At 44.1% G+C, this 19,248-nt stretch carries 15 protein-coding genes and 2 pseudogenes; 15 read left to right on the top strand and 2 right to left on the bottom strand.

Annotation, left to right across the window (positions count from 1 at the left end):
- Positions 1–17: 17 nt before the first annotated feature.
- Positions 18–1,751, bottom strand: a complete 1,734-nt coding sequence (argS, locus tag G5S32_RS10345; RefSeq protein WP_165311941.1) for an arginine--tRNA ligase — start codon at positions 1,749–1,751, stop codon at positions 18–20.
- Between the two features lie 224 nt (positions 1,752–1,975).
- On the opposite strand from argS, the gene G5S32_RS10340 reads away from it, so the two are divergent.
- Positions 1,976–2,569, top strand: coding sequence for a VOC family protein (locus G5S32_RS10340; RefSeq protein WP_165311940.1), 594 nt, complete (start codon positions 1,976–1,978; stop codon positions 2,567–2,569).
- Positions 2,570–2,636: 67 nt separating this feature from the next.
- Here G5S32_RS10340 and G5S32_RS10335 read toward each other — a convergent pair whose 3' ends face one another.
- Positions 2,637–5,414, bottom strand: coding sequence for an insulinase family protein (locus G5S32_RS10335; protein WP_165311939.1), 2,778 nt, complete (start codon positions 5,412–5,414; stop codon positions 2,637–2,639).
- 374 nt (positions 5,415–5,788) lie between these two features.
- Between G5S32_RS10335 and sixA the strand changes: the two genes are divergently transcribed.
- From sixA to G5S32_RS10270, 14 genes and pseudogenes are all read left to right on the top strand, one after another.
- On the top strand, positions 5,789–6,256 hold the full coding sequence (gene sixA / locus G5S32_RS10330; RefSeq protein ID WP_165311938.1) for a phosphohistidine phosphatase SixA: 468 nt from the start codon (positions 5,789–5,791) through the stop codon (positions 6,254–6,256).
- A gap of 247 nt (positions 6,257–6,503) precedes the next feature.
- On the top strand, positions 6,504–8,600 hold the full coding sequence (gene flhA, locus G5S32_RS10325; RefSeq protein ID WP_165311937.1) for a flagellar biosynthesis protein FlhA: 2,097 nt from the start codon (positions 6,504–6,506) through the stop codon (positions 8,598–8,600).
- Positions 8,601–8,648: 48 nt separating this feature from the next.
- Positions 8,649–9,083, top strand: a pseudogene (locus tag G5S32_RS21690) (flagellar biosynthesis protein FlhF); the annotation flags it as partial.
- A gap of 9 nt (positions 9,084–9,092) precedes the next feature.
- Positions 9,093–10,130: pseudogene (gene flhF / locus G5S32_RS10320) on the top strand (flagellar biosynthesis GTPase FlhF); the annotation flags it as partial.
- A 13-nt stretch (positions 10,131–10,143) separates the two neighbouring features.
- Positions 10,144–11,031, top strand: a complete 888-nt coding sequence (locus G5S32_RS10315; protein ID WP_165311935.1) for a MinD/ParA family protein — start codon at positions 10,144–10,146, stop codon at positions 11,029–11,031.
- Positions 11,024–11,758, top strand: coding sequence for an RNA polymerase sigma factor FliA (locus G5S32_RS10310; RefSeq protein WP_165311934.1), 735 nt, complete (start codon positions 11,024–11,026; stop codon positions 11,756–11,758). The genes G5S32_RS10315 and G5S32_RS10310 overlap by 8 nt, the downstream gene beginning before the upstream one ends.
- Positions 11,759–11,803: 45 nt before the next feature.
- Positions 11,804–12,172, top strand: coding sequence for a chemotaxis response regulator CheY (gene cheY, locus G5S32_RS10305; RefSeq protein WP_042483844.1), 369 nt, complete (start codon positions 11,804–11,806; stop codon positions 12,170–12,172).
- 56 nt (positions 12,173–12,228) lie between these two features.
- Positions 12,229–12,954: a protein phosphatase CheZ gene (locus G5S32_RS10300; RefSeq protein WP_165311933.1), complete on the top strand. Its 726-nt coding sequence runs from the start codon at positions 12,229–12,231 to the stop codon at positions 12,952–12,954.
- Positions 12,955–12,963: 9 nt separating this feature from the next.
- A complete protein-coding gene (locus G5S32_RS10295) occupies positions 12,964–15,222 on the top strand; it encodes a chemotaxis protein CheA (protein ID WP_165311932.1) in 2,259 nt (752 codons plus the stop codon).
- 27 nt (positions 15,223–15,249) lie between these two features.
- Positions 15,250–16,395 carry a protein-glutamate methylesterase/protein-glutamine glutaminase gene (locus G5S32_RS10290; RefSeq protein WP_165311931.1) on the top strand — a complete coding sequence of 382 codons (1,146 nt, stop codon included), beginning with the start codon at positions 15,250–15,252 and terminating at the stop codon, positions 16,393–16,395.
- Positions 16,396–16,404: 9 nt separating this feature from the next.
- Entirely contained in the window at positions 16,405–17,181 is a 777-nt protein-coding gene (locus G5S32_RS10285; RefSeq protein ID WP_165311930.1) for a ParA family protein, read from the top strand.
- Entirely contained in the window at positions 17,174–18,166 is a 993-nt protein-coding gene (locus G5S32_RS10280; protein WP_165311929.1) for a chemotaxis protein CheW, read from the top strand. Before G5S32_RS10285 ends, G5S32_RS10280 begins: the two co-directional genes overlap by 8 nt.
- 49 nt (positions 18,167–18,215) lie before the next feature.
- Positions 18,216–18,710, top strand: coding sequence for a chemotaxis protein CheW (locus G5S32_RS10275; protein WP_165311928.1), 495 nt, complete (start codon positions 18,216–18,218; stop codon positions 18,708–18,710).
- A complete protein-coding gene (locus tag G5S32_RS10270) occupies positions 18,710–19,216 on the top strand; it encodes a DUF2802 domain-containing protein (RefSeq protein ID WP_165311927.1) in 507 nt (168 codons plus the stop codon). The genes G5S32_RS10275 and G5S32_RS10270 overlap by 1 nt, the downstream gene beginning before the upstream one ends.
- Positions 19,217–19,248 lie beyond the last annotated feature (32 nt).

Genomic DNA, 19,248 nt, shown 5'->3' with positions numbered 1-19,248 from the left:
TGCATTAACTTGCTGTATTACATGCGCTCTAGAGTATTGATACCTAGCAGTGACAAGCCTTGTTTGATGGTTTTCGCTGTAAGTGCAGCCAGTTTCAAACGACTTTGTTTCACCTGCTCATCTTCAGCCACTAGGATTGGGCATGCTTCGTAGAAGCTAGAGAACTGACCTGCAAGCTCGAACAGGTAGCTACACATGATGTGTGGTTGACCTTCACGAGCTACCGCTTGTACTGCTTCTTCGAATTGAAGTAGTTTAGCGATCAGTGCTTTTTCTTTTTCGTCAGTAACTTTGATATCACCACCCAGTTCATCCATCGACAAGCCTGCTTTGGCGAAGATAGAAGCAACACGAGTGTAAGCATACTGCATGTATGGCGCAGTGTTGCCTTCAAATGCTAGCATGTTGTCCCAGTCAAACACGTAGTCAGTAGTACGGTGTTTAGATAGGTCTGCGTATTTAACCGCTGCCATTGCAACTGTAGTCGCGATATCTGCTTTCTCTTCACTTGATAGCTCAGGGTTCTTAGATTCGATCAACGTTGCTGCGCGTTCCTCAGCTTCATCAAGCAGATCTGCAAGACGCACTGTACCGCCGGCACGAGTTTTAAACGGGCGACCATCTTTACCTAGCATCATACCGAATGCATGGTGTTCTAAAGACACATTTTCAGGGATATAACCTGCTTTGCGAACAATCGTCCAAGCTTGCATTAGGTGTTGATGTTGACGTGAGTCGATAAAGTACAACACACGGTCAGCACCGAGAGTTTCATAACGGTACTTAGCACACGCGATATCTGTTGTGGTGTAAAGGAAACCGCCGTCGCGTTTTTGGATGATAACGCCCATAGGCTCACCATCTTTGTTTTTGTATTCGTATAGGAACACAACTTGAGCACCGTCGTCTTCTTGTGCCAAACCTTTTTCTTTCAGGTCAGCCACGATAGTTGGCAGCATGTCGTTGTACATACTTTCGCCCATTACATCGTTACGAGTCAGGGACACGTTTAGACGATCGTAGTTGCGCTGGTTTTGAACCATAGTTACGTCAACCAGTTTCTTCCACATATCTAGACAGAACTGGTCGCCACCTTGAAGTTTCACGACGTAGCCACGTGCTTTTACTGCGAACTCTTCGTCTTCGTCGTAAAGCTTTTTCGATTCACGGTAGAAACCTTCTAGGTCAGAAAGCTCCATTGATACTTCACCCGATTCTTGTTGGATACGCTCAAGGTTTGCGATAAGCATACCGAACTGAGTACCCCAGTCACCGATGTGGTTAGCACGAATAACTTTATGACCTAAGAATTCAAGAGTACGAACGACAGCATCACCAATGATGGTCGAGCGTAGGTGACCTACGTGCATTTCTTTTGCAACGTTTGGCGCTGAGTAGTCTGCAACGATAGTTTGTTGTGCTTCAACAGCCACACCTAGACGCTCATCAGCAAGTGCAGCTTCAGCTTGTGCTGCTAGGAACTCTTCGCTTAGGAAAATGTTGATGAAACCAGGGCCAGCAATTTCGGTTTTGCTTGCGATACCGTCGAGATCGAGAACATCCAAGACTTTTTGTGCGAATTCTCGCGGATTTGTACCTAACTGTTTAGCAACGCCCATTACTCCGTTGGCTTGGTAATCGCCAAACTGTGCTTTTGCAGATTGGCGAACAGCAGCAGGGCTTCCTGCTGGTGCGCCAGCGGCTTCAAGAGCCTGAGATACTTTGTCATTAATCAGTGCTTGAATATTCACTCGGGTGTCCTTCAATTCTGGGAATTGGTTGCGTATGCATAAAAATCACTAAAAGGTTAACAAATACCAAACAGTAGTGAATGCATATCTTGATCTAGTTCATAAATTGGCGCACATAATAGCAATTTTATTAGCGCGCTTATAGGGAAGATATTGGGAAATTTACTACTTTTCCGCGCGCTTTTGATAGTATCGGTGAAAAATCATTATTTTGGACGCGTAAAATGCTTCAGCCATTGCTAGATGCAGGTCTTCATCCTAATCAGATGAAACAAAACTTAGAAAATTTTATCGAAAAAATTCAGCAACTAACGGCTGTATTGCAGATAGATTTATCGGTCTATCAACTTGATCATATTGCCATGCGGATCAATGAGTTGGAGTTGGCGAAATCGGCGCATCAAGCTTGGGCTCAAGAAGGTGAAGTGATTTCTCAAACGCAGATCAACGGTCGTCAGATCATTGTTATCGCGTTTAACGAGCCTTTAATTGCGAATGCTTGGCAAATTGAGTGTTTGGAACTGCCTTATCCCGCAGAAGGTAAAATTTATCCTGAGCAAAGTTGGGAACATGCTGAATTTGTGGTTCCTTCTGAAGCTCAAACTGCGGACGAGTATTTAGAATACTTGAAACAGTTGTTCCCAAGCCTAGCATCTAGCTGGGGAGATCTTGCTGACAAAGGAATGAAAGTGAAACTATCAAGTCCGAAGGGGGAAGGTGAGCGATTGAACAACCCGACGGTAGCGTTCAAATGGCAAGGTGTGTGTATTAAGCTGCATCCACATTCACTAAAAAAGATTATTGAATCTGAGCAGTAATCGTTTCTATTTCAAACCAGTGTTAAACAGGAGCTATTTGGTTCAACTCCTGTTTAACTAAAAGAGATCAACCTATGTCATACGCTTTAGGTCTAAGTTGGAATTCTTCGGTTGAGCCAATTTCTAAACCTAAGTGCAGGGGCTCGCAATCCTGATGAACGTTACCTAATGTATGCATTATTAATCGGTTGGCCGTTCTAGGTTTCAGGGTGTTAACCACAAAACGAATCATATCCGTTCTACTTAGCTGTTTGAGTTCATCGAGAACAATTTCTCGTTGATTGAAGTTCCAGTCTTTATTACCTATTGCAACCCATAAGCGTTGTGCTCGGGTTCTGAGTGTAGGATCTGGCGTAGCAATTTGATTCCATAAACCTCGTTTACTACTGTGCCATTCGTACTCATTCAGTTCTAGAAGCACCATATAAAAAGCATTGAGAAACTCATCAATTGAATAAACGAGATCGCTTGGCGCTGCATTTGGTGACTGTACATAAAGCACTAAACCTGGGTGACGGTTCATTGGCATATTGCCCGTGCCTACCATGTAACCCAATTGCTGTTTGGTTCGAATTTCATGGAAGAAGGTCGCTGACATTAAATGGTTTGCCAGTGAATAAAGAGCGATATTGCGGGGCTTTGTATCTTCACTCTGGTAATACACTACCACCGCGGAATCGTCTTGATCACAATTGAGTTCGCGTTGAAAAGTACCGCTGTTACCCAACATAACAAGTGGTCTTAGTGACTCTTCATAAGTTTGATCTTTCACTCGTAACGCATCTTTGAGCACTTCTGCCATGTTATGAGCATCTTGTGCTTGCCAGTCGCCATAAACAAACATCTCTACATGCAGGTTCGCGAGGATTGAATCGACGAACTCAGCTAGGTCTGTAACTTCAATCGTTTCTAACGCTTCAAGTAAATCTGGGTAGGGTGGATTGTTAGGCTGCAATAACCCGGTCATATTGCTAAATAGCTGAGAAATGGGCTTATCGTGAGCGGCATTGCGCCAATTGCGTAGCAGTTGCTGCTTAATGGTTTCAAAACGTTTTGGGCTAAAACTGCGCTCGGCAAATTTGCACAAAATCATTTCCATTAACTGAGGTTGCTTTTGGCTAAACCCAGAGATAGAAAGAGTCACACCACCTTGATGGGCATACATGTTGTAACCCATACCTGCGATTTCAGCTTGGTAAGTTTCTTTCGCCAGAGAATCCAAAAACATTTCAACACAGAGGCGTGTTTTCACGATGTTTTGGACATTCTCTACTGAATGAGGGCTATCTATAGCGATGTAAATAACACCTTTGGGTACGCGGAACTCAGCGTCTTGCATGTGCCATAAACGGAAACCGGGCAAATCTTGCAAGATTTGCGGTTGTAGCTGTGCATCTACGACTGACTTTGGGTCAAGGTCGTAGCAGATAAATGGGTTTTTAGGTGGCAGTGTAAGTGGCCAGGTTTTATTATTTGCGCGATAGATAGTGGCTTGCAACTCGGTAAATTCATTGGCCGAGTAAGGTGTAAAATACCAATTGGCCTCTTTATCGTACTGTTGCCCTTGCGCAATGATAGTGACACGAAGGTTTTCTGGCGAAAGGTATGGCAGAAAACTTCTCAGCAAGTTTTCATCATAACCTCTCATTAGATAATCTCCATAAATCGTATCTTCTGCAGGGTAATGCTGCATGTTCACGACTAGATGGCTGACGATGTCCATTGGGCGATTGGTTTCTTGGAAGCGAAAAGCAGACTCTAAAACCGCTCTTTTTTCAAGGTAGCGCCACTCATCTAAACCTTGCTCTGTAATGAGTCGGATGTATTGGAACAGTGCCTGAATGATTTCATCGGTCTTTTTCAATCCCTTGGCAGTAAGAGTACAACTGATAGAGAACTCCCTATAATTGCTGCCACTAGCACCACCACCGGCTGATAGTGAGGTGATCCAACCTTTGTCCTTTAGTGCTAATAATAAGCTGCCTTCACCTTCATAACCGATTAAATGGGCAAAGTAAGACAAAGGTTTGTAAGGGTAATGAGCATCCACGTTTGGCATTGGAAAATTCATCACCAGTTTACGAATTTCTTTTAACGGCTCTACACGAATGGTTATGCCTGTTTGTTCTGAGGTGACGAATGGTTCGGCAATAGATTTGCCACGTTTGTGTTTGTTTTCAATGCTGGAAAACTTCTCTTTTACCCACTGTTCCATCTCATCCAGACTTTGCGGACCCATTAGAGTCAGAGTCATGATGTCTGAAGAATACTGCTCAGTATGAAAGGCAATAATTTCATCACGTATTGATTTGCCGTCACGATCGCCCAAAGTGTCCATGTTACCAACGGAAAACTTAGCAAAAGGGTGGAGCGGGTTGACGGTTTCTTTTTGCACCTGATAGAGCCGGCGAGAATCGTCATTCAGTTTTAGTTTGTACTCAGAATCGACAGCCTGACGTTCTTTATCTAAAGCCTCTTTATTAAATAAAGGTGCGGCAAAAAATTGACTAAATCGGTCGAGTGCTTTTTCAAACGCATTAGTTGTAACGTCGAAGAAATAACAAGTGTGTTCTGTTCCTGTCCATGCATTATTACTGCCACCATGTTGGCTAATAAAACTTTGAAACTCTCCAACTTTTGGATAGGCCTTTGTCCCTAAAAACAACATATGTTCAAGATAATGAGCCATACCTTGCCGTTCCATCGGATCGTCAAAATGACCTACATTGACCGCCAGTGCTGCTGCAGATTTTTGTGCACTTTCATCTTGGATCAACAAAACTCTCAGCGCATTTGGCAGAGTAAAGTGTCGATAGCGGTTTGAATCATTAGGACTTATGTGCACTGATAATCTCCGGAGTAGCACGGGATCTTAAGTATGGCGCTGATACTACTTACCGCAAATACGAGATCGGGTTTTTATGAACTAGGTATTTTAAAATGAGAGTTTTATAAAAAGGGAGCTTTTAGTAACTCAGAGTTATTTTAGTCTTTTCGTTAGCTTTTTAACAGACTGATAGTTTTGAAATTAACGCTAACGTTCGACTTTAAAAATAAAAATCGGGATAGAAAAGAGTTAGAGAGTCGATAGATGGCATGAGAGTTGCCTTATTTAAGAGACTCACAAATTGCTGCAAAAATGGTCGCGAAGTTGGGTGAAAGGCGATTATAATCGCGCCCAAGCAGCAACAGACTGCACCTAAAACTAAGGTAAAAGAGATGAAAATTTTTATTATGCGTCACGGAGAAGCTCAGCATTACGCTGCCAGTGACGCAGAGCGAGCCTTGACGGATAGAGGCCGAAATGAGTCTGTCGCTGTTGCAAGAGCCAGTGTGACTCAGAAAAATATCTCACATGTAGACAAAGTGTTTGTGAGTCCATATTTACGTGCTCAGCAAACTTGGCAAGAGATCTCGCGCCATTTTTCTGCAGATATGGTTGAAGTGTGTGATGACATTACACCATACGGCCAAGCAGAAGATGTGTTTGAATACGTATCGGCTTGCGTCGAATCAGAGAATCTTCAATCAGTGCTGCTCGTATCTCACTTGCCATTAGTTGGATATCTGGTGTCTGAGTTTGTTCCCGGAATGGTAGCGCCGATGTTTCCGACTTCCGGATTAGTTTGTATTGAATTTGATGTGGCTGCGAGAAAAGGTGAGGTTGTCTGGAACATTCACCCTTAATCTAGTTCAATATGATCAGGCTGCCGTAAGGTGGCCTTTTTTGTTTTTATATGCACCGATGGTTGGTTGAGTGCTCTTAGACATAGGGCAGCCATTAATTTGGCGCATAAGCATGGACTAAAAATTGCATCTATAGGCTAAAATATTGTCATTTAGCGGCTTTATGAGTTGTGCAATGTGTAAGCTGCACAGTGAGGCTGCAAATCGAATTCTTGAATTTTAGTATTAGCGAACAGTTTATAGGCCTATGAAGTTTACTCTGCCATTTGCGGATAAATTACCTTCCATTCCTCAGCGCAGCATGCCAGCGATTGGTGCACCAATTATGGTGCTTGCAACCTTGGGTATGGTGGTGTTACCCATTCCTGCATTCTTGTTGGACTTGTTTTTTACCTTCAACATAGCTCTGGCTATGGTGGTTTTATTGGTAACTGTATATACCCGTAGACCACTGGATTTCGCTGCGTTTCCAACGGTACTTCTTATTGCAACCTTGCTTCGTTTAGCTTTGAACGTGGCTTCAACACGAGTGGTATTGCTGAAAGGTCATGAAGGCGGAAATGCTGCTGGTAACGTGATTGAAGCTTTTGGTAGTGTCGTGATCGGTGGCAATTATGCTGTTGGTCTGGTTGTGTTTCTCATCCTAATGATCATTAACTTTATGGTTGTTACCAAAGGTGCGGGGCGTATTTCAGAAGTTAGTGCTCGCTTTACCTTGGATGCTTTACCCGGTAAGCAAATGGCGATCGATGCTGACCTGAACGCAGGCTTGATTGACCAAGAGCAAGCGCGTACTCGTCGTTTTGAAGTGACCAAAGAAGCAGACTTCTATGGCTCGATGGATGGTGCTTCTAAGTTTGTAAAAGGGGATGCCATCGCTGGTATCCTTATTTTGTTCATCAACATCATCGGTGGATTGGCTATCGGTATGGCTCAATATGGTTTGAGCTTTGGTGATGCTATTGAAATTTATACCTTATTAACCATCGGTGATGGCTTGGTTGCTCAGATCCCATCGTTATTGTTATCGATTGGCGCAGCTATCATGGTAACGCGTCAAAATACCGATGAGGATATGGGTGAGCAAGTTATCTTCCAATTGTTTGATAACCCTAAAGCGCTCATGATTACGGCGGCCATCTTAGGTGTTATGGGCATCGTACCGGGGATGCCACATTTTTCTTTCTTGCTACTGGCTTCAATCGCTGGTGGTGCTGCGTATTGGATTCAACGCAAACAGAAAACAGCTAAAGAAGAATCAACGAAACTACCAGCGACCTTGGATGGCGAAGCTCCTTCGCAGAAAGAGCTCTCTTGGGATGATGTTCAACCCGTTGATATCATTGGCTTAGAAGTCGGGTATCGTCTGATCCCTCTAGTGGACAGAGACCAAGGTGGTGAGTTACTTGAACGCGTGAAAGGAGTGCGGAAGAAGTTATCGCAAGACTTCGGCTTTCTTATTCCAGCCGTCCATATTCGCGACAACTTAGAACTGACGCCAAACAGTTACCGCATTACCTTAATGGGTGTTGCTGCGGGTGAGGCGGAGATTCGTCCTGATCAAGAACTCGCGATCAATCCTGGTCAAGTGTACGGCATGATTGATGGTGAGCGCACCTTTGATCCGGCGTTTGGCCTCGAAGCTGTATGGATTCGAGAAGAGCAACGTGAACATGCTCAGGCTCTAGGGTACACAGTTGTTGACTCATCAACCGTACTGGCGACACATTTAAGTCAACTGCTAACCAATAATGCTTCCCAGTTACTGGGTCATGAAGAAGTACAGAATCTACTTGAGATGCTTGGTCGCTCAACACCGAAACTGATAGAAGGGTTTGTACCTGATCAGCTTTCCTTAGGTGTTGTGGTGAAAGTTCTTCAAAACCTTCTCAATGAAGCGATTCCAATTCGAGACATTCGCACTATCGTTCAAACACTTTCTGAATATGCAAGTAAGAGTCAAGAACCTGACATCCTTACAGCGGCTGTACGTATATCGTTGAAACGACTAATCGTTCAGGAAATCAATGGGATAGAGCCTGAGTTGCCAGTTATTACTTTGATACCTGAGCTGGAACAAATATTGCATCAAACCATGCAAGCTTCTGGCGGTGAGTCTGCAGGTATTGAACCGGGACTTGCTGAAAGGTTGCAGATGGCATTAAGCCACGCAACGCAAGAACAAGAATTGAAAGGTGAGCCAGCAGTATTGCTCACTTCGGGTGTTCTCCGCTCGACACTAGCTAAGTTTGTGAAGAATACCATTCCTAACTTGCGTGTCCTTTCGTACCAAGAGATACCTGACGAGAAACAAATTCGAATTGTGCAGGCGGTAGGTAATTAACTGTTGTTAGATAATTAGTTCGCCTCACGTTAAAGACGGATATCAGCTTTGAAAATAAAACGATTTTTTGCCAAAGATATGAAAACTGCGCTGCTCCAAGTGAAAGAAGAGTTGGGTGCGGATGCGGTGATCATGTCGAATAAAAAAGTCGCTGGTGGTGTCGAAATCGTGGCGGCAGTGGATGGAGAACCATCCGCAGCGGCTCCAGCTGTATCACAGCAGAGAACTCAACAACCTTACAGCTCCCAACCAAGATTCAGTAACAGTCAGGTTTCTCAATCTTTGACACGACAGCCAGCTCGACGCGAACTGGAAGACGATCGTGTTAGCCTACAGGCGAGTGCGGCGGAAGGCCGTTCGATGACGCAACGTTTCGCTAATATGCTTAAGCAGTATAGCAATGGTGCTATGCCTGAGCAGGAGGAGCGCCGTGCAGAAAATGAAGATTCCCTATCGGCTTTATTACAGCGCCAAAGAGAAAACACCAGCTCACCACAATCTAAGGTGAGTCGTTGGGCTGAGGAAGAAGAAGTGAACCGTGATCAACGCAAACTGCGTTTAGATCCGTCTCGCTATGAACGCCAGCATCCTGACGAAGCAAAAGTTTCTGCGCAAGATTTAGAAAATATGCGCGAAGAGATGACCTCAATCCGTCGTCTTTTAGAACATCAAGTCTCTGGTCTTATGTGGCAAGAAGTTGAACGTCGTGAACCTCTGCGAGCAATGCTGATTAAGCGTCTAGAGCGTATGGGTTTGTCACTTGATTTGGCCGACCAACTTGCTTGTTATATTCCGGAAGATACACCACCACCTAAAGCTTGGAAAGCCTTACTAGGCTTGGTTTCTGACCAAATTCCAGTGGTGAAACAAGACATATTAAAACGTGGTGGCGTCGTTGCACTGCTAGGCCCGACAGGTGTGGGTAAAACGACCACTGTTGCTAAGCTCGCAGCACGTGCTGCAATGGAGTTTGGTTCTGACAATGTTGCCTTAGTAACGACAGATACCTACCGTATCGGCGCACATGAACAGTTGTCGATTTACGGAAGAATTATGGGTTGTCCTGTAAGAGTCGCTAAAGATTCCAAAGAGTTAGCCGAAGTAATATATCAGTTGAGAAATCGCCGACTCGTTTTGGTCGATACCGCTGGTATGGGGCAACGTGATGTTCGCTTATCCGAACAGCTTGATACTTTGATGCAAGAGAGTGGAGAAGTGATTCATAGTTACCTTGTTTTACCTTCTACAGCGCAGAGAAAGGTATTGCAGGAAACCATAGAACACTTTAGACGAATTCCTCTTTCGGGTTGCATCATGACTAAGCTCGATGAATGTTTGAGCTTAGGCGAGTTTGTCAGTGTAGTAGTGCAAAACTCATTACCTGTTGCTTACATCGCAAATGGACAGCGTGTTCCAGAAGATATTGTGCTTGCTCAGCCTAAATATATGGTGGCGAAGGCAAACGAATTACTAGAGAAGTCGACAGAAAATGAACCTCACTATTGGAATAGTGATTCAGAGAGATTCTAGGCGGCGTACAGATATGACGAATAAAATGATATATGACCAAGCAAGCGGCTTACGTCGCTTATCTCAGCCATCACTAACTAAAGTCATTACCGTGACTGGTGGTAAAGGTGGTGTGGGCAAATCAAACGTGACCTTAGGCATGGCTATCTGTATGGCTCGCGAAGGCAAGAAAGTCATGGTGCTGGATGCAGACCTTGGCCTTGCTAATATCGACGTAATGCTCGGTATTCGTCCTAAGCGTAACCTTGGGCACGTGCTTGCTGGCGAGTGCGAACTTAAAGATGCTATAACTGAAGGACCGCACGGAATTCAAATTATTCCGGCAACCTCAGGCACACAGTCGATGACAGAACTGTCACATGCCCAACATGTGGGCTTAATTCGAGCGTTTGGTACGCTGGAAGACGAGATGGATGTTCTTTTAGTCGATACAGCAGCCGGTATTTCTGATATGGTTGTCAGCTTTGCTCGTGCCGCTCAAGATGTAGTGGTGGTAGTGTGCGATGAACCAACGTCAATCACTGATGCATATGCGTTGATCAAACTTTTAAGTAGAGAACACCACGTTAGACGATTTAAGATTGTTGCAAACATGGTGAGAAGTTATCGTGAAGGTCGAGAATTATTTGCTAAATTGACATTAGTCACAGAACGGTTCTTGAATGTGAGTCTTGAACTCGTAGCATGTATTCCTCTGGACGATAATGTTCGTCAGGCTGTGAAGAGACAGCGAAACGTGGTTGATGCATTCCCACGTTCGCCAGCTTCTTTAGCTATTAGCTCATTGGCGAACAAAGCAACAACGTGGCCGATACCGAAAACGCCGAGTGGCCATTTAGAATTTTTTGTTGAGCGGCTACTTAATCGAACAGAAACAGTAGAGGAACCATTTGGTGAATAAAGCGCTTACTTACAATCAATATGGAGCTTTAAACAGCCAACAGCTGTTTCTTGAGCAATATTCTGTATTGGTTAAGCGTATTGCACATCACTTGATTGGACGATTACCGCCCAACGTTTTGATTGACGACTTAATCCAAGCCGGGATGATTGGTCTGCTGGAAGCTCAAAAGAATTACGATGGGAGTAAGGGCGCTAGCTTTGAAACCTATGCAGGAATTCGAATTCGTGGAGCTATGCTCGATGATATTCGACGCGGTGACTGGGTACCGCGCTCGGTTCATAGACACAACCGAGAAATTAGCCAGGCGATCTCTGAATTAGAAGGAATACTAAATCGAGATCCAACCGATGCCGAAGTCGCAAAGCACTTAAATATGCCGCTTGACCAGTACCATACCGTGTTAAGCGACATTAATTGTTCTCGAATTGTTGGCATTGATGACTTAGGTGTTTCGGACGACGCTATTTCCCCGTTGGATGATGATGAGGACAACTCACCATTCAAAGGTGTTGCTGATGAATCGTTTCGTAAAGCATTGGTTGAGTCAATAAAATCACTTCCGGAGCGTGAAGCCTTAGTGCTTTCGCTTTATTATGATGAAGAGTTAAACTTGAAAGAAATTGGTGAAGTAATTGGTGTGAGTGAGTCCCGAGTCAGCCAAATACTAAGCCAATCTATGCAACGTCTAAGAACAAAGTTAAGTTCTTGGACACAAAATGACTAAATATCACTGATTTCGAACTCAGTGGAGGCAATTTTGAATAAAAACATGAAGATCCTTATTGTTGATGATTTTTCAACAATGCGCCGTATCGTAAAGAATCTACTTCGTGATTTGGGTTTCAATAATACACAAGAAGCAGACGACGGTTTGACGGCATTGCCAATGCTCAAAAAGGGTGAGTTTGACTTTGTTGTAACAGACTGGAACATGCCTGGTATGCAAGGCATCGATCTGTTGAAGCACATTCGTTCAGATGACCAATTGAAGCATCTTCCTGTTTTGATGATTACTGCAGAAGCAAAACGTGAGCAGATCATCGAAGCCGCTCAAGCAGGCGTTAATGGTTACATTGTTAAACCATTTACCGCAGCAACTCTTAAAGAAAAATTAGAAAAAATATTCGAACGTCTATAAACACTTTTGCTAGGACGAAGGTGCTCTATTCATAACGCGTGTAAGGCTACATCAGAATGATTTCATTAGAACAAGCCAAAGAACTCGTTGAATTGCTAGAGAATGGATTGCAAGACGAAGCGAATCTACTTCTAAAGCGAGTCTTTGAGTCTGAACGTAACCCGATGTTTAACGAGATCGGGGAACTGACCCGAGATCTGCATGATTCACTTAAGCAGTTCCAAATTGACGATCGAATTACAGAAATTGCTAAGGATGAGATTCCTGATGCAAGGACTCGGTTGAATTACGTAATAGAAAAAACGGAAGTGGCAGCAAACAAAACCATGGATGCTGTTGACCGTTGTATGCCTATTGCAGACAGCTTACATGAAACATTATTGCTTGTTCGTCCTCAGTGGAACGAACTTATGCGTGGTCAAATCGAGTTAAGTGAATTCAAAGCGTTATGCCATCGTGTTGATGACCTGCTGTCACAAGTTGAAGGTGACAGTAGCGAGTTGCGTGGTCAATTAACTGAAATACTGATGGCACAAGACTTCCAAGATTTAACCGGTCAAATCATTCGTCGTGTGATTACTTTGGTCAACGAAGTCGAACAACGTTTGGTCGACATTTTGACGGCGTTTGGTAAAGAACAATCAGAACAACAGAAACAAATAGTTAGCGAGAAAAAGGCATCCTCTCAAGCTGAAGGACCAATATTGAATCCTCATGAGAGAGCAGATGCAGTCGCATCTCAAGACGAAGTAGATGATTTATTATCGAGTCTTGGTTTTTAGGGGTAACGTATGAGCTACGATTTAGACGAAGACATTCTTCAAGACTTTTTGGTTGAAGCAGGTGAAATCCTCGAATTGCTTTCTGAGCAATTAGTAGAGTTAGAAAATGACCCTGAAAACAAAGACCTTTTAAACGCAATTTTTCGCGGCTTCCACACAGTAAAGGGTGGTGCTGGCTTCCTAACGCTTTCTGAACTGGTTGAAACCTGTCACGGTGCAGAAAACGTGTTCGATATACTGCGCAATGGTCAACGCAGTGTTACCCCAAGCCTTATGGATACTATGCTTCGTTCACTTGATACAGTGAATGAACAATTCCGTGCAGTTCAAGATGGTGAACCACTTACTCCAGCCGATCCTGCGTTACTAGATGAACTACATGACTTATGCAAACCAGAATCTGAAGATGCGCCAACGGCCATTGTCGAAGTGCCTATTGTAGAAGAAGTGGTTATTGAAGAGCCAGTGATGGAAGCTCCAGTTCAATCTCTCTCTGAACAGGGCAAATTGTCTGCGGATTCAATCGACGAAATTACTCAAGACGAATTTGAGAAATTATTGGACGAACTACACGGTAAAGGTAAGAGCCCAACCGCTAAGTCAGAACCTGTTGCTATACCTACTCCCGCTCAGCCAAGCGTTGCTGTGAGTTCTGATTTAAGCGGTGATATTACGGATGATGAGTTCGAAAAGCTCCTTGATGAACTTCATGGTAAGGGTAAGAGCCCGACCAATAGCAGCGTTCCTCAAGCACCCATTAAACCAACCACCACTCCGAGTAAGCCTATTCAACCAGCAGCATCAAGTACAGCTGGCGCTGAAGGCGACTTAATGACAGATGAAGAATTTGAAAAACTGTTAGACGAACTGCACGGTGCAGGTAAAGGTCCATCAGTTGAAGAATTGGATTTAGCCACTCGACCAGCAGCTGCTAACCCACAGCCTGTGACCCCTGCAGTTGCGGCAAAAGCTCCAGCAGCAAAAGTCATGGCACCTAAAGTGGCACCAGCAGAGAAAGCAGCAGTTCCAGCAGTGAAAGAACCTGCTGAAAAACGTGAAGTTGCGGCGGCTAAGAAACCACAGGCACAAGCGGAAGCTACGGTCCGTGTGGATACATCCACTCTTGATACCATCATGAACATGGTGGGTGAGTTAGTCTTGGTTCGTAACCGATTGCTGAGTCTGGGCTTAAATAGCAACGATGAAGAAATGTCTAAAGCGGTGGCAAACCTCGATGTAGTCACAGCAGATCTGCAAGGCGCAGTGATGAAAACGCGCATGCAGCCAATTAAGAAAGTATTCGGCCGCTTCCCTCGAGTGGTTCGTGACCTCGCGCGTAGCTTAGATAAAGATATCGTGCTTGAAATGCGCGGTGAAGAGACTGATCTAGACAAAAACTTGGTTGAAGCCCTAGCGGACCCATTAATTCACTTGGTGCGTAACTCTGTTGACCATGGTATTGAAATGCCTGACGAGCGTGCCAAGTCGGGGAAATCTCCTACGGGTAAAGTCATTCTTTCTGCTTCTCAAGAAGGCGACCATATTGAACTGGCTATCGTTGATGATGGTGCGGGTATGGATCCTCAGAAGCTACGTTCCATCGCTGTTAAGCGCGGGATGATGGATGAAGATGCGGCTTCTCGTTTAACCGACAAAGAGTGTTTTAACCTGATCTTTATGCCTGGCTTCTCTAGTAAAGAGAAAATCTCTGACATCTCAGGTCGAGGTGTGGGGATGGATGTTGTTAAGACAGCAATCAACACTCTAAATGGTTCAATCGATATTGATTCAGAATTAGGTAAAGGTACTAAGATCACGATTAAAGTACCGCTAACGCTAGCTATTCTACCAACATTGATGGTAGGTATCGCTGGCCATCCATTCGCTCTGCCATTGGCAAGTGTGAATGAGATTTTCCATTTAGATTTGAGCAGAACTAACGTTGTCGACGGACAATTGACTATCATCGTTCGCGAGAAATCGATCCCACTTTTCTATCTGCAAAACTGGTTAGCACCACAAGCGGGTAAAGTGCAGGCGCGTAAAGGTCACGGGCATGTCGTTATCGTTCAGTTAGGCAGTCAACGAGTTGGTTTCGTTGTCGACACTCTAATTGGCCAAGAAGAGGTGGTTATCAAGCCATTGGATAAATTACTGCAAGGTACTCCAGGTATGGCTGGTGCGACGATTACCAGTGACGGTCATATCGCTTTGATTCTTGATGTTCCAGACCTGCTGAAACGCTACGCAGCAGCTTCAAGAGTCTAAATAAGAGTATAAAATTTAAGGAAAACTATGGCGATTAAAGTATTAGTTGTAGATGACTCAAGTTTTTTCCGACGCCGAGTAAGCGAAATTATAAACGCTGAATCACGCCTTGAAGTTATCGATGTAGCAACTAACGGTAAAGAGGCAGTTGAAAAAGCTGAACGTCTAAAGCCAGATGTGATCACTATGGATATTGAAATGCCAGTGATGGATGGTATTACAGCCGTCCGTCAAATCATGGCATCTAATCCAACACCGATTTTGATGTTTTCTTCGTTAACTCAAGAAGGTGCTAAAGCTACATTAGACGCATTAGATGCGGGTGCTTTAGATTTCTTGCCAAAGAAGTTTGAAGATATTGCGAGAAACCGTGATGAAGCGGTGAGCTTATTGCAGCAACGCGTGATTCAAATTGCGGCGAAAAAGAGTTTTATGCGTCGCCCATTGGCTACCGCTCGACCTGCAGCAGCTTCAACAGCGGCATCGACCACCAGTCCATTTGAGCGTACACAAGCAAGAACGGCCGTAACGTCAGCTCCAGCAACGCCTGCTGCTCGTCCAACCGTGACAGCGGCACGTTTTAAATCTTCCGGTAAAAGCTATCAGTTAACTGCTATTGGTACTTCTACTGGTGGACCAGTTGCGTTGCAAAAGATTCTGACTAAGTTGCCTGCCAATTATCCCCATCCTATTGTTCTCGTTCAGCATATGCCCGCGACTTTTACTGCTGCTTTTGCTAGTCGGTTGAATTCATTGTGTAAAATCGAGGTGAAAGAAGCAGAAGATGGCGATATGTTGCGTCCAGGCGTTGCTTATTTGGCACCAGGTGGCAAGCAAATGATGCTAGAGGGACGCCCTGGTGCTGCAAAGCTTCGTATTCTCGATGGTGGTGAACGTATGAACTACAAGCCATGTGTGGATGTGACGTTTGGCTCAGCAGCAAAAGTATACAACGACAAAGTCTTGTCAATGATCCTGACCGGCATGGGTGCTGATGGACGAGAAGGTTCTCGCATGCTGAAATCGGCGGGTTCAACCATTTGGGCACAAGATGAAGCAAGCTGTGTGGTTTATGGTATGCCGCAAGCTGTTGCAAAGTCAGGTATTTCATCTGAAGATCTACCACTAGACCGCATTGCTGAAAGAATGCTGGTTGAAGTAGGTCTTGCATAAGGATATTTAATGATTGTTTGGAGCGTTGCAAACCAAAAAGGTGGCGTAGGTAAAACTACAACAACGATTACGTTAGCCGGTTTGTTAAGTAAACAGGGAAAACGTGTATTGCTAGTGGATACTGACCCACATGCATCGTTAACGACCTATCTGGGCTATGACTCAGATAGCGTTCCAACCAGCTTATTCGACTTGTTTCAATTAAAAGAATTTAACGAGCAAAACGTTAAACCATTAATATTGAAAACAGATGTTGACGGCATCGACCTGATCCCAGCACACATGTCATTGGCGACATTAGACCGAGTGATGGGCAACCGCAGCGGTATGGGATTGATCCTCAAGCGCGCTCTAATGGTTTTGCGTCAGCGTTATGACTATGTCCTCATCGATTGTCCACCGATTTTGGGTGTTATGATGGTGAATGCTCTGGCAGCGAGTGACCGTATTCTTATTCCTGTACAGACTGAGTTTTTGGCGATGAAAGGCTTAGAACGCATGGTTCGTACACTCGCTATTATGCAAAAGTCACGTAGCCGAGAATTCAAAGTTACCATAGTGCCAACGATGTATGACAAACGTACCCGCGCGTCATTGCAGACATTGATGCAGCTAAAGAAAGACTACCCAGATCAAGTGTGGTCTTCAGCAGTACCGATTGATACAAAATTTAGAGATGCGAGTCTGAAGCGCTTACCCGCATCCCATTTCGCCGACGGTAGTCGCGGCGTATTTGCTTATAAACAGTTGCTATTGTATTTGGAGAGGCTTGCTATCAATGAGTAGTAGCCATTCACTATCAAGTGAACAAGCATTAGATGATTATTTTACAGCTCTTCTAGAAGAAGAGCTGATAGAGCAGCCTGTAGAAAAGGAGCTAGAACTGGCTCCTATGGTTCAATCTGTTCCAGAAAAAAGCTATTTAGATGATCCGCTAGACGGTTTACAAGAGCTGGATATGCCTAATCTGGAAGATGTTCAGCGTTTGTTAAGCCAGATGGAAGCTAGCAATCCAGTCGCAGAACTCGAACAGGTGCTAGAACAAAATACCATTGATATTCAAGTCGCTACTCAACCCACTGTGGTAGAACAACAGATTATTCAAGAACCAAAACCTATGGTTGAGGAGATTCAAGAATGGGATGTGACAACTGACATCACAGAAGTTGAACTTGAAGCTAAAGTTGAAACGATTGAGGTCGAATTACCAGAAGTAAGTGTAGATATAGCACCTGAAATCGTAGTTGAAGAACAAGTTGCGGTTACACCACAAACGCAATCAGGTATGGCTGCGTTAGGCACATGGGAAACGCCTATCAGAGCACAGAATTTCCAAGTTCTATACTTTGATGTAAATGGTGTGACTTTCGCTGTTCCTTTAGATGAGCTGGGTGGAATTCATCGCAAAGCTGAACTCAACCATTTAATTGGTCGTCCAGCATGGTACTTAGGTTTACAAACTAACCGTGACTCTCAGCTTGATGTCGTAGATACTGCCAAGTGGGTCATGGCTGAAAAACTGCGTGATGACAGTTATAAAGAGGCGTACCAATATATTGTTATGTTGGGTGAGAGCATGTGGGGTTTAGCATGTTCTCAGCTGTTGGGGACAGAAACGCTAAGCAGTGAAAAGATTCGCTGGCGAGAGCAAGTAGGTAAACGCCCTTGGCTTGCTGGTATGGTTAAAGAAAAAATGTGTGCTTTGATTCATGTTGAAGCATTGATAGCTATGCTAAATGCAGGGCTTGATGTAAAAGCATTAGATAAATAGCTCTGGATAAAATATTATTTTGTCGGTAACGACTTAGAGAGGAAAAGGTATGTCTCAAGCTAACGGAGTCGAAGTTAGAAAAGAACACTCGAAGGATGAAGTACTTCAGTGGGTGACGTTCCAACTAGAAGAAGAAACTTATGGCATCAACGTAATGCAAGTGCGTGAGGTACTTCGTTACACTGAAATCGCTCCTGTACCAGGTGCGCCAGATTATGTTTTGGGTATTATTAACCTGCGTGGTAACGTTGTAACTGTTATCGATACTCGTGCACGCTTTGGTCTGATGCCGGGTGAAACAAGTGATAATACTCGTATTATTGTCATTGAATCTGAGCGTCAAGTGATTGGTATCCTTGTAGATAGCGTTGCTGAAGTTGTATATCTACGTTCTTCTGAAATTGATACCACCCCAAGTGTTGGTACTGATGAAAGCTCTAAGTTTATTCAAGGTGTAAGTAACCGTGACGGCAAACTTCTCATCTTGGTTGACCTGAACAAACTGCTTTCTGATGATGAATGGGATGAAATGGCTCATCTATAATGAATGAGTTGATGTCTTATGCATCTCCCTTGTTAGCAGGTGGTGTTGCACTGATCGTAATGCTGATTGGCTTGGTATGGGTTAGCCTGCGCCGAGCCATGGTCCGTCAAGCAGACTATTTCAGGCAACAACTTCGAAATGCCGATAAAGAGCAGCAAAAAGTTAGCAAACAAATGCTAGAGGTACGCTCGGTTGTTATTGGACTCGGAAAAACAGTCAACGATCAGCAAGACATTATTAAGCACTTAAACGACAGATTGAAAGAGCTTGAAAATGCTGACACTGACGCTCGCTTATACAGTAGAGCGAGCAAAATGGTGAAACTGGGCGCTGATCTCAATGAATTAATTGAAGAATGCGAGTTACCAAAAGCCGAAGCTGAGCTGATGATGTCTTTGCAGAACAAATTGCAAGGCAAAGAGGCGATTCCGCCATTATCGAGTCATCCAGAAGGTAAAACACGAGTAGTTCCTAACAGACCGCCAGTCAGAAAACAATCCCGTTAATTAAGAGCTCATAAGTAAAAAGGAAGCATACA

This window comes from Vibrio ziniensis (assembly GCF_011064285.1).
GTDB classification, from domain to species: Bacteria; Pseudomonadota; Gammaproteobacteria; order Enterobacterales; family Vibrionaceae; genus Vibrio; species Vibrio ziniensis.
Note: the sequence above shows the minus strand (reverse complement) of the source record. Positions and strands in the feature narration are given on the sequence as shown.

Bases quoted from the DNA above. Each gene is read 5' to 3' on its own strand.
- G5S32_RS10315 (WP_165311935.1), top strand. From the start codon at position 10,144: ATGACGAATAAAATGATATATGACCAAGCAAGCGGCTTACGTCGCTTA.
- sixA (WP_165311938.1), top strand. From the start codon at position 5,789: ATGAAAATTTTTATTATGCGTCACGGAGAAGCTCAGCATTACGCTGCC.
- G5S32_RS10280 (WP_165311929.1), top strand. From the start codon at position 17,174: ATGAGTAGTAGCCATTCACTATCAAGTGAACAAGCATTAGATGATTAT.
- flhA (WP_165311937.1), top strand. From the start codon at position 6,504: ATGAAGTTTACTCTGCCATTTGCGGATAAATTACCTTCCATTCCTCAG.
- G5S32_RS10285 (WP_165311930.1), top strand. From the start codon at position 16,405: ATGATTGTTTGGAGCGTTGCAAACCAAAAAGGTGGCGTAGGTAAAACT.
- G5S32_RS10275 (WP_165311928.1), top strand. From the start codon at position 18,216: ATGTCTCAAGCTAACGGAGTCGAAGTTAGAAAAGAACACTCGAAGGAT.
- cheY (WP_042483844.1), top strand. From the start codon at position 11,804: ATGAAGATCCTTATTGTTGATGATTTTTCAACAATGCGCCGTATCGTA.
- G5S32_RS10300 (WP_165311933.1), top strand. From the start codon at position 12,229: ATGATTTCATTAGAACAAGCCAAAGAACTCGTTGAATTGCTAGAGAAT.
- G5S32_RS10340 (WP_165311940.1), top strand. From the start codon at position 1,976: ATGCTTCAGCCATTGCTAGATGCAGGTCTTCATCCTAATCAGATGAAA.
- G5S32_RS10270 (WP_165311927.1), top strand. From the start codon at position 18,710: ATGAATGAGTTGATGTCTTATGCATCTCCCTTGTTAGCAGGTGGTGTT.
- G5S32_RS10290 (WP_165311931.1), top strand. From the start codon at position 15,250: ATGGCGATTAAAGTATTAGTTGTAGATGACTCAAGTTTTTTCCGACGC.
- G5S32_RS10295 (WP_165311932.1), top strand. From the start codon at position 12,964: ATGAGCTACGATTTAGACGAAGACATTCTTCAAGACTTTTTGGTTGAA.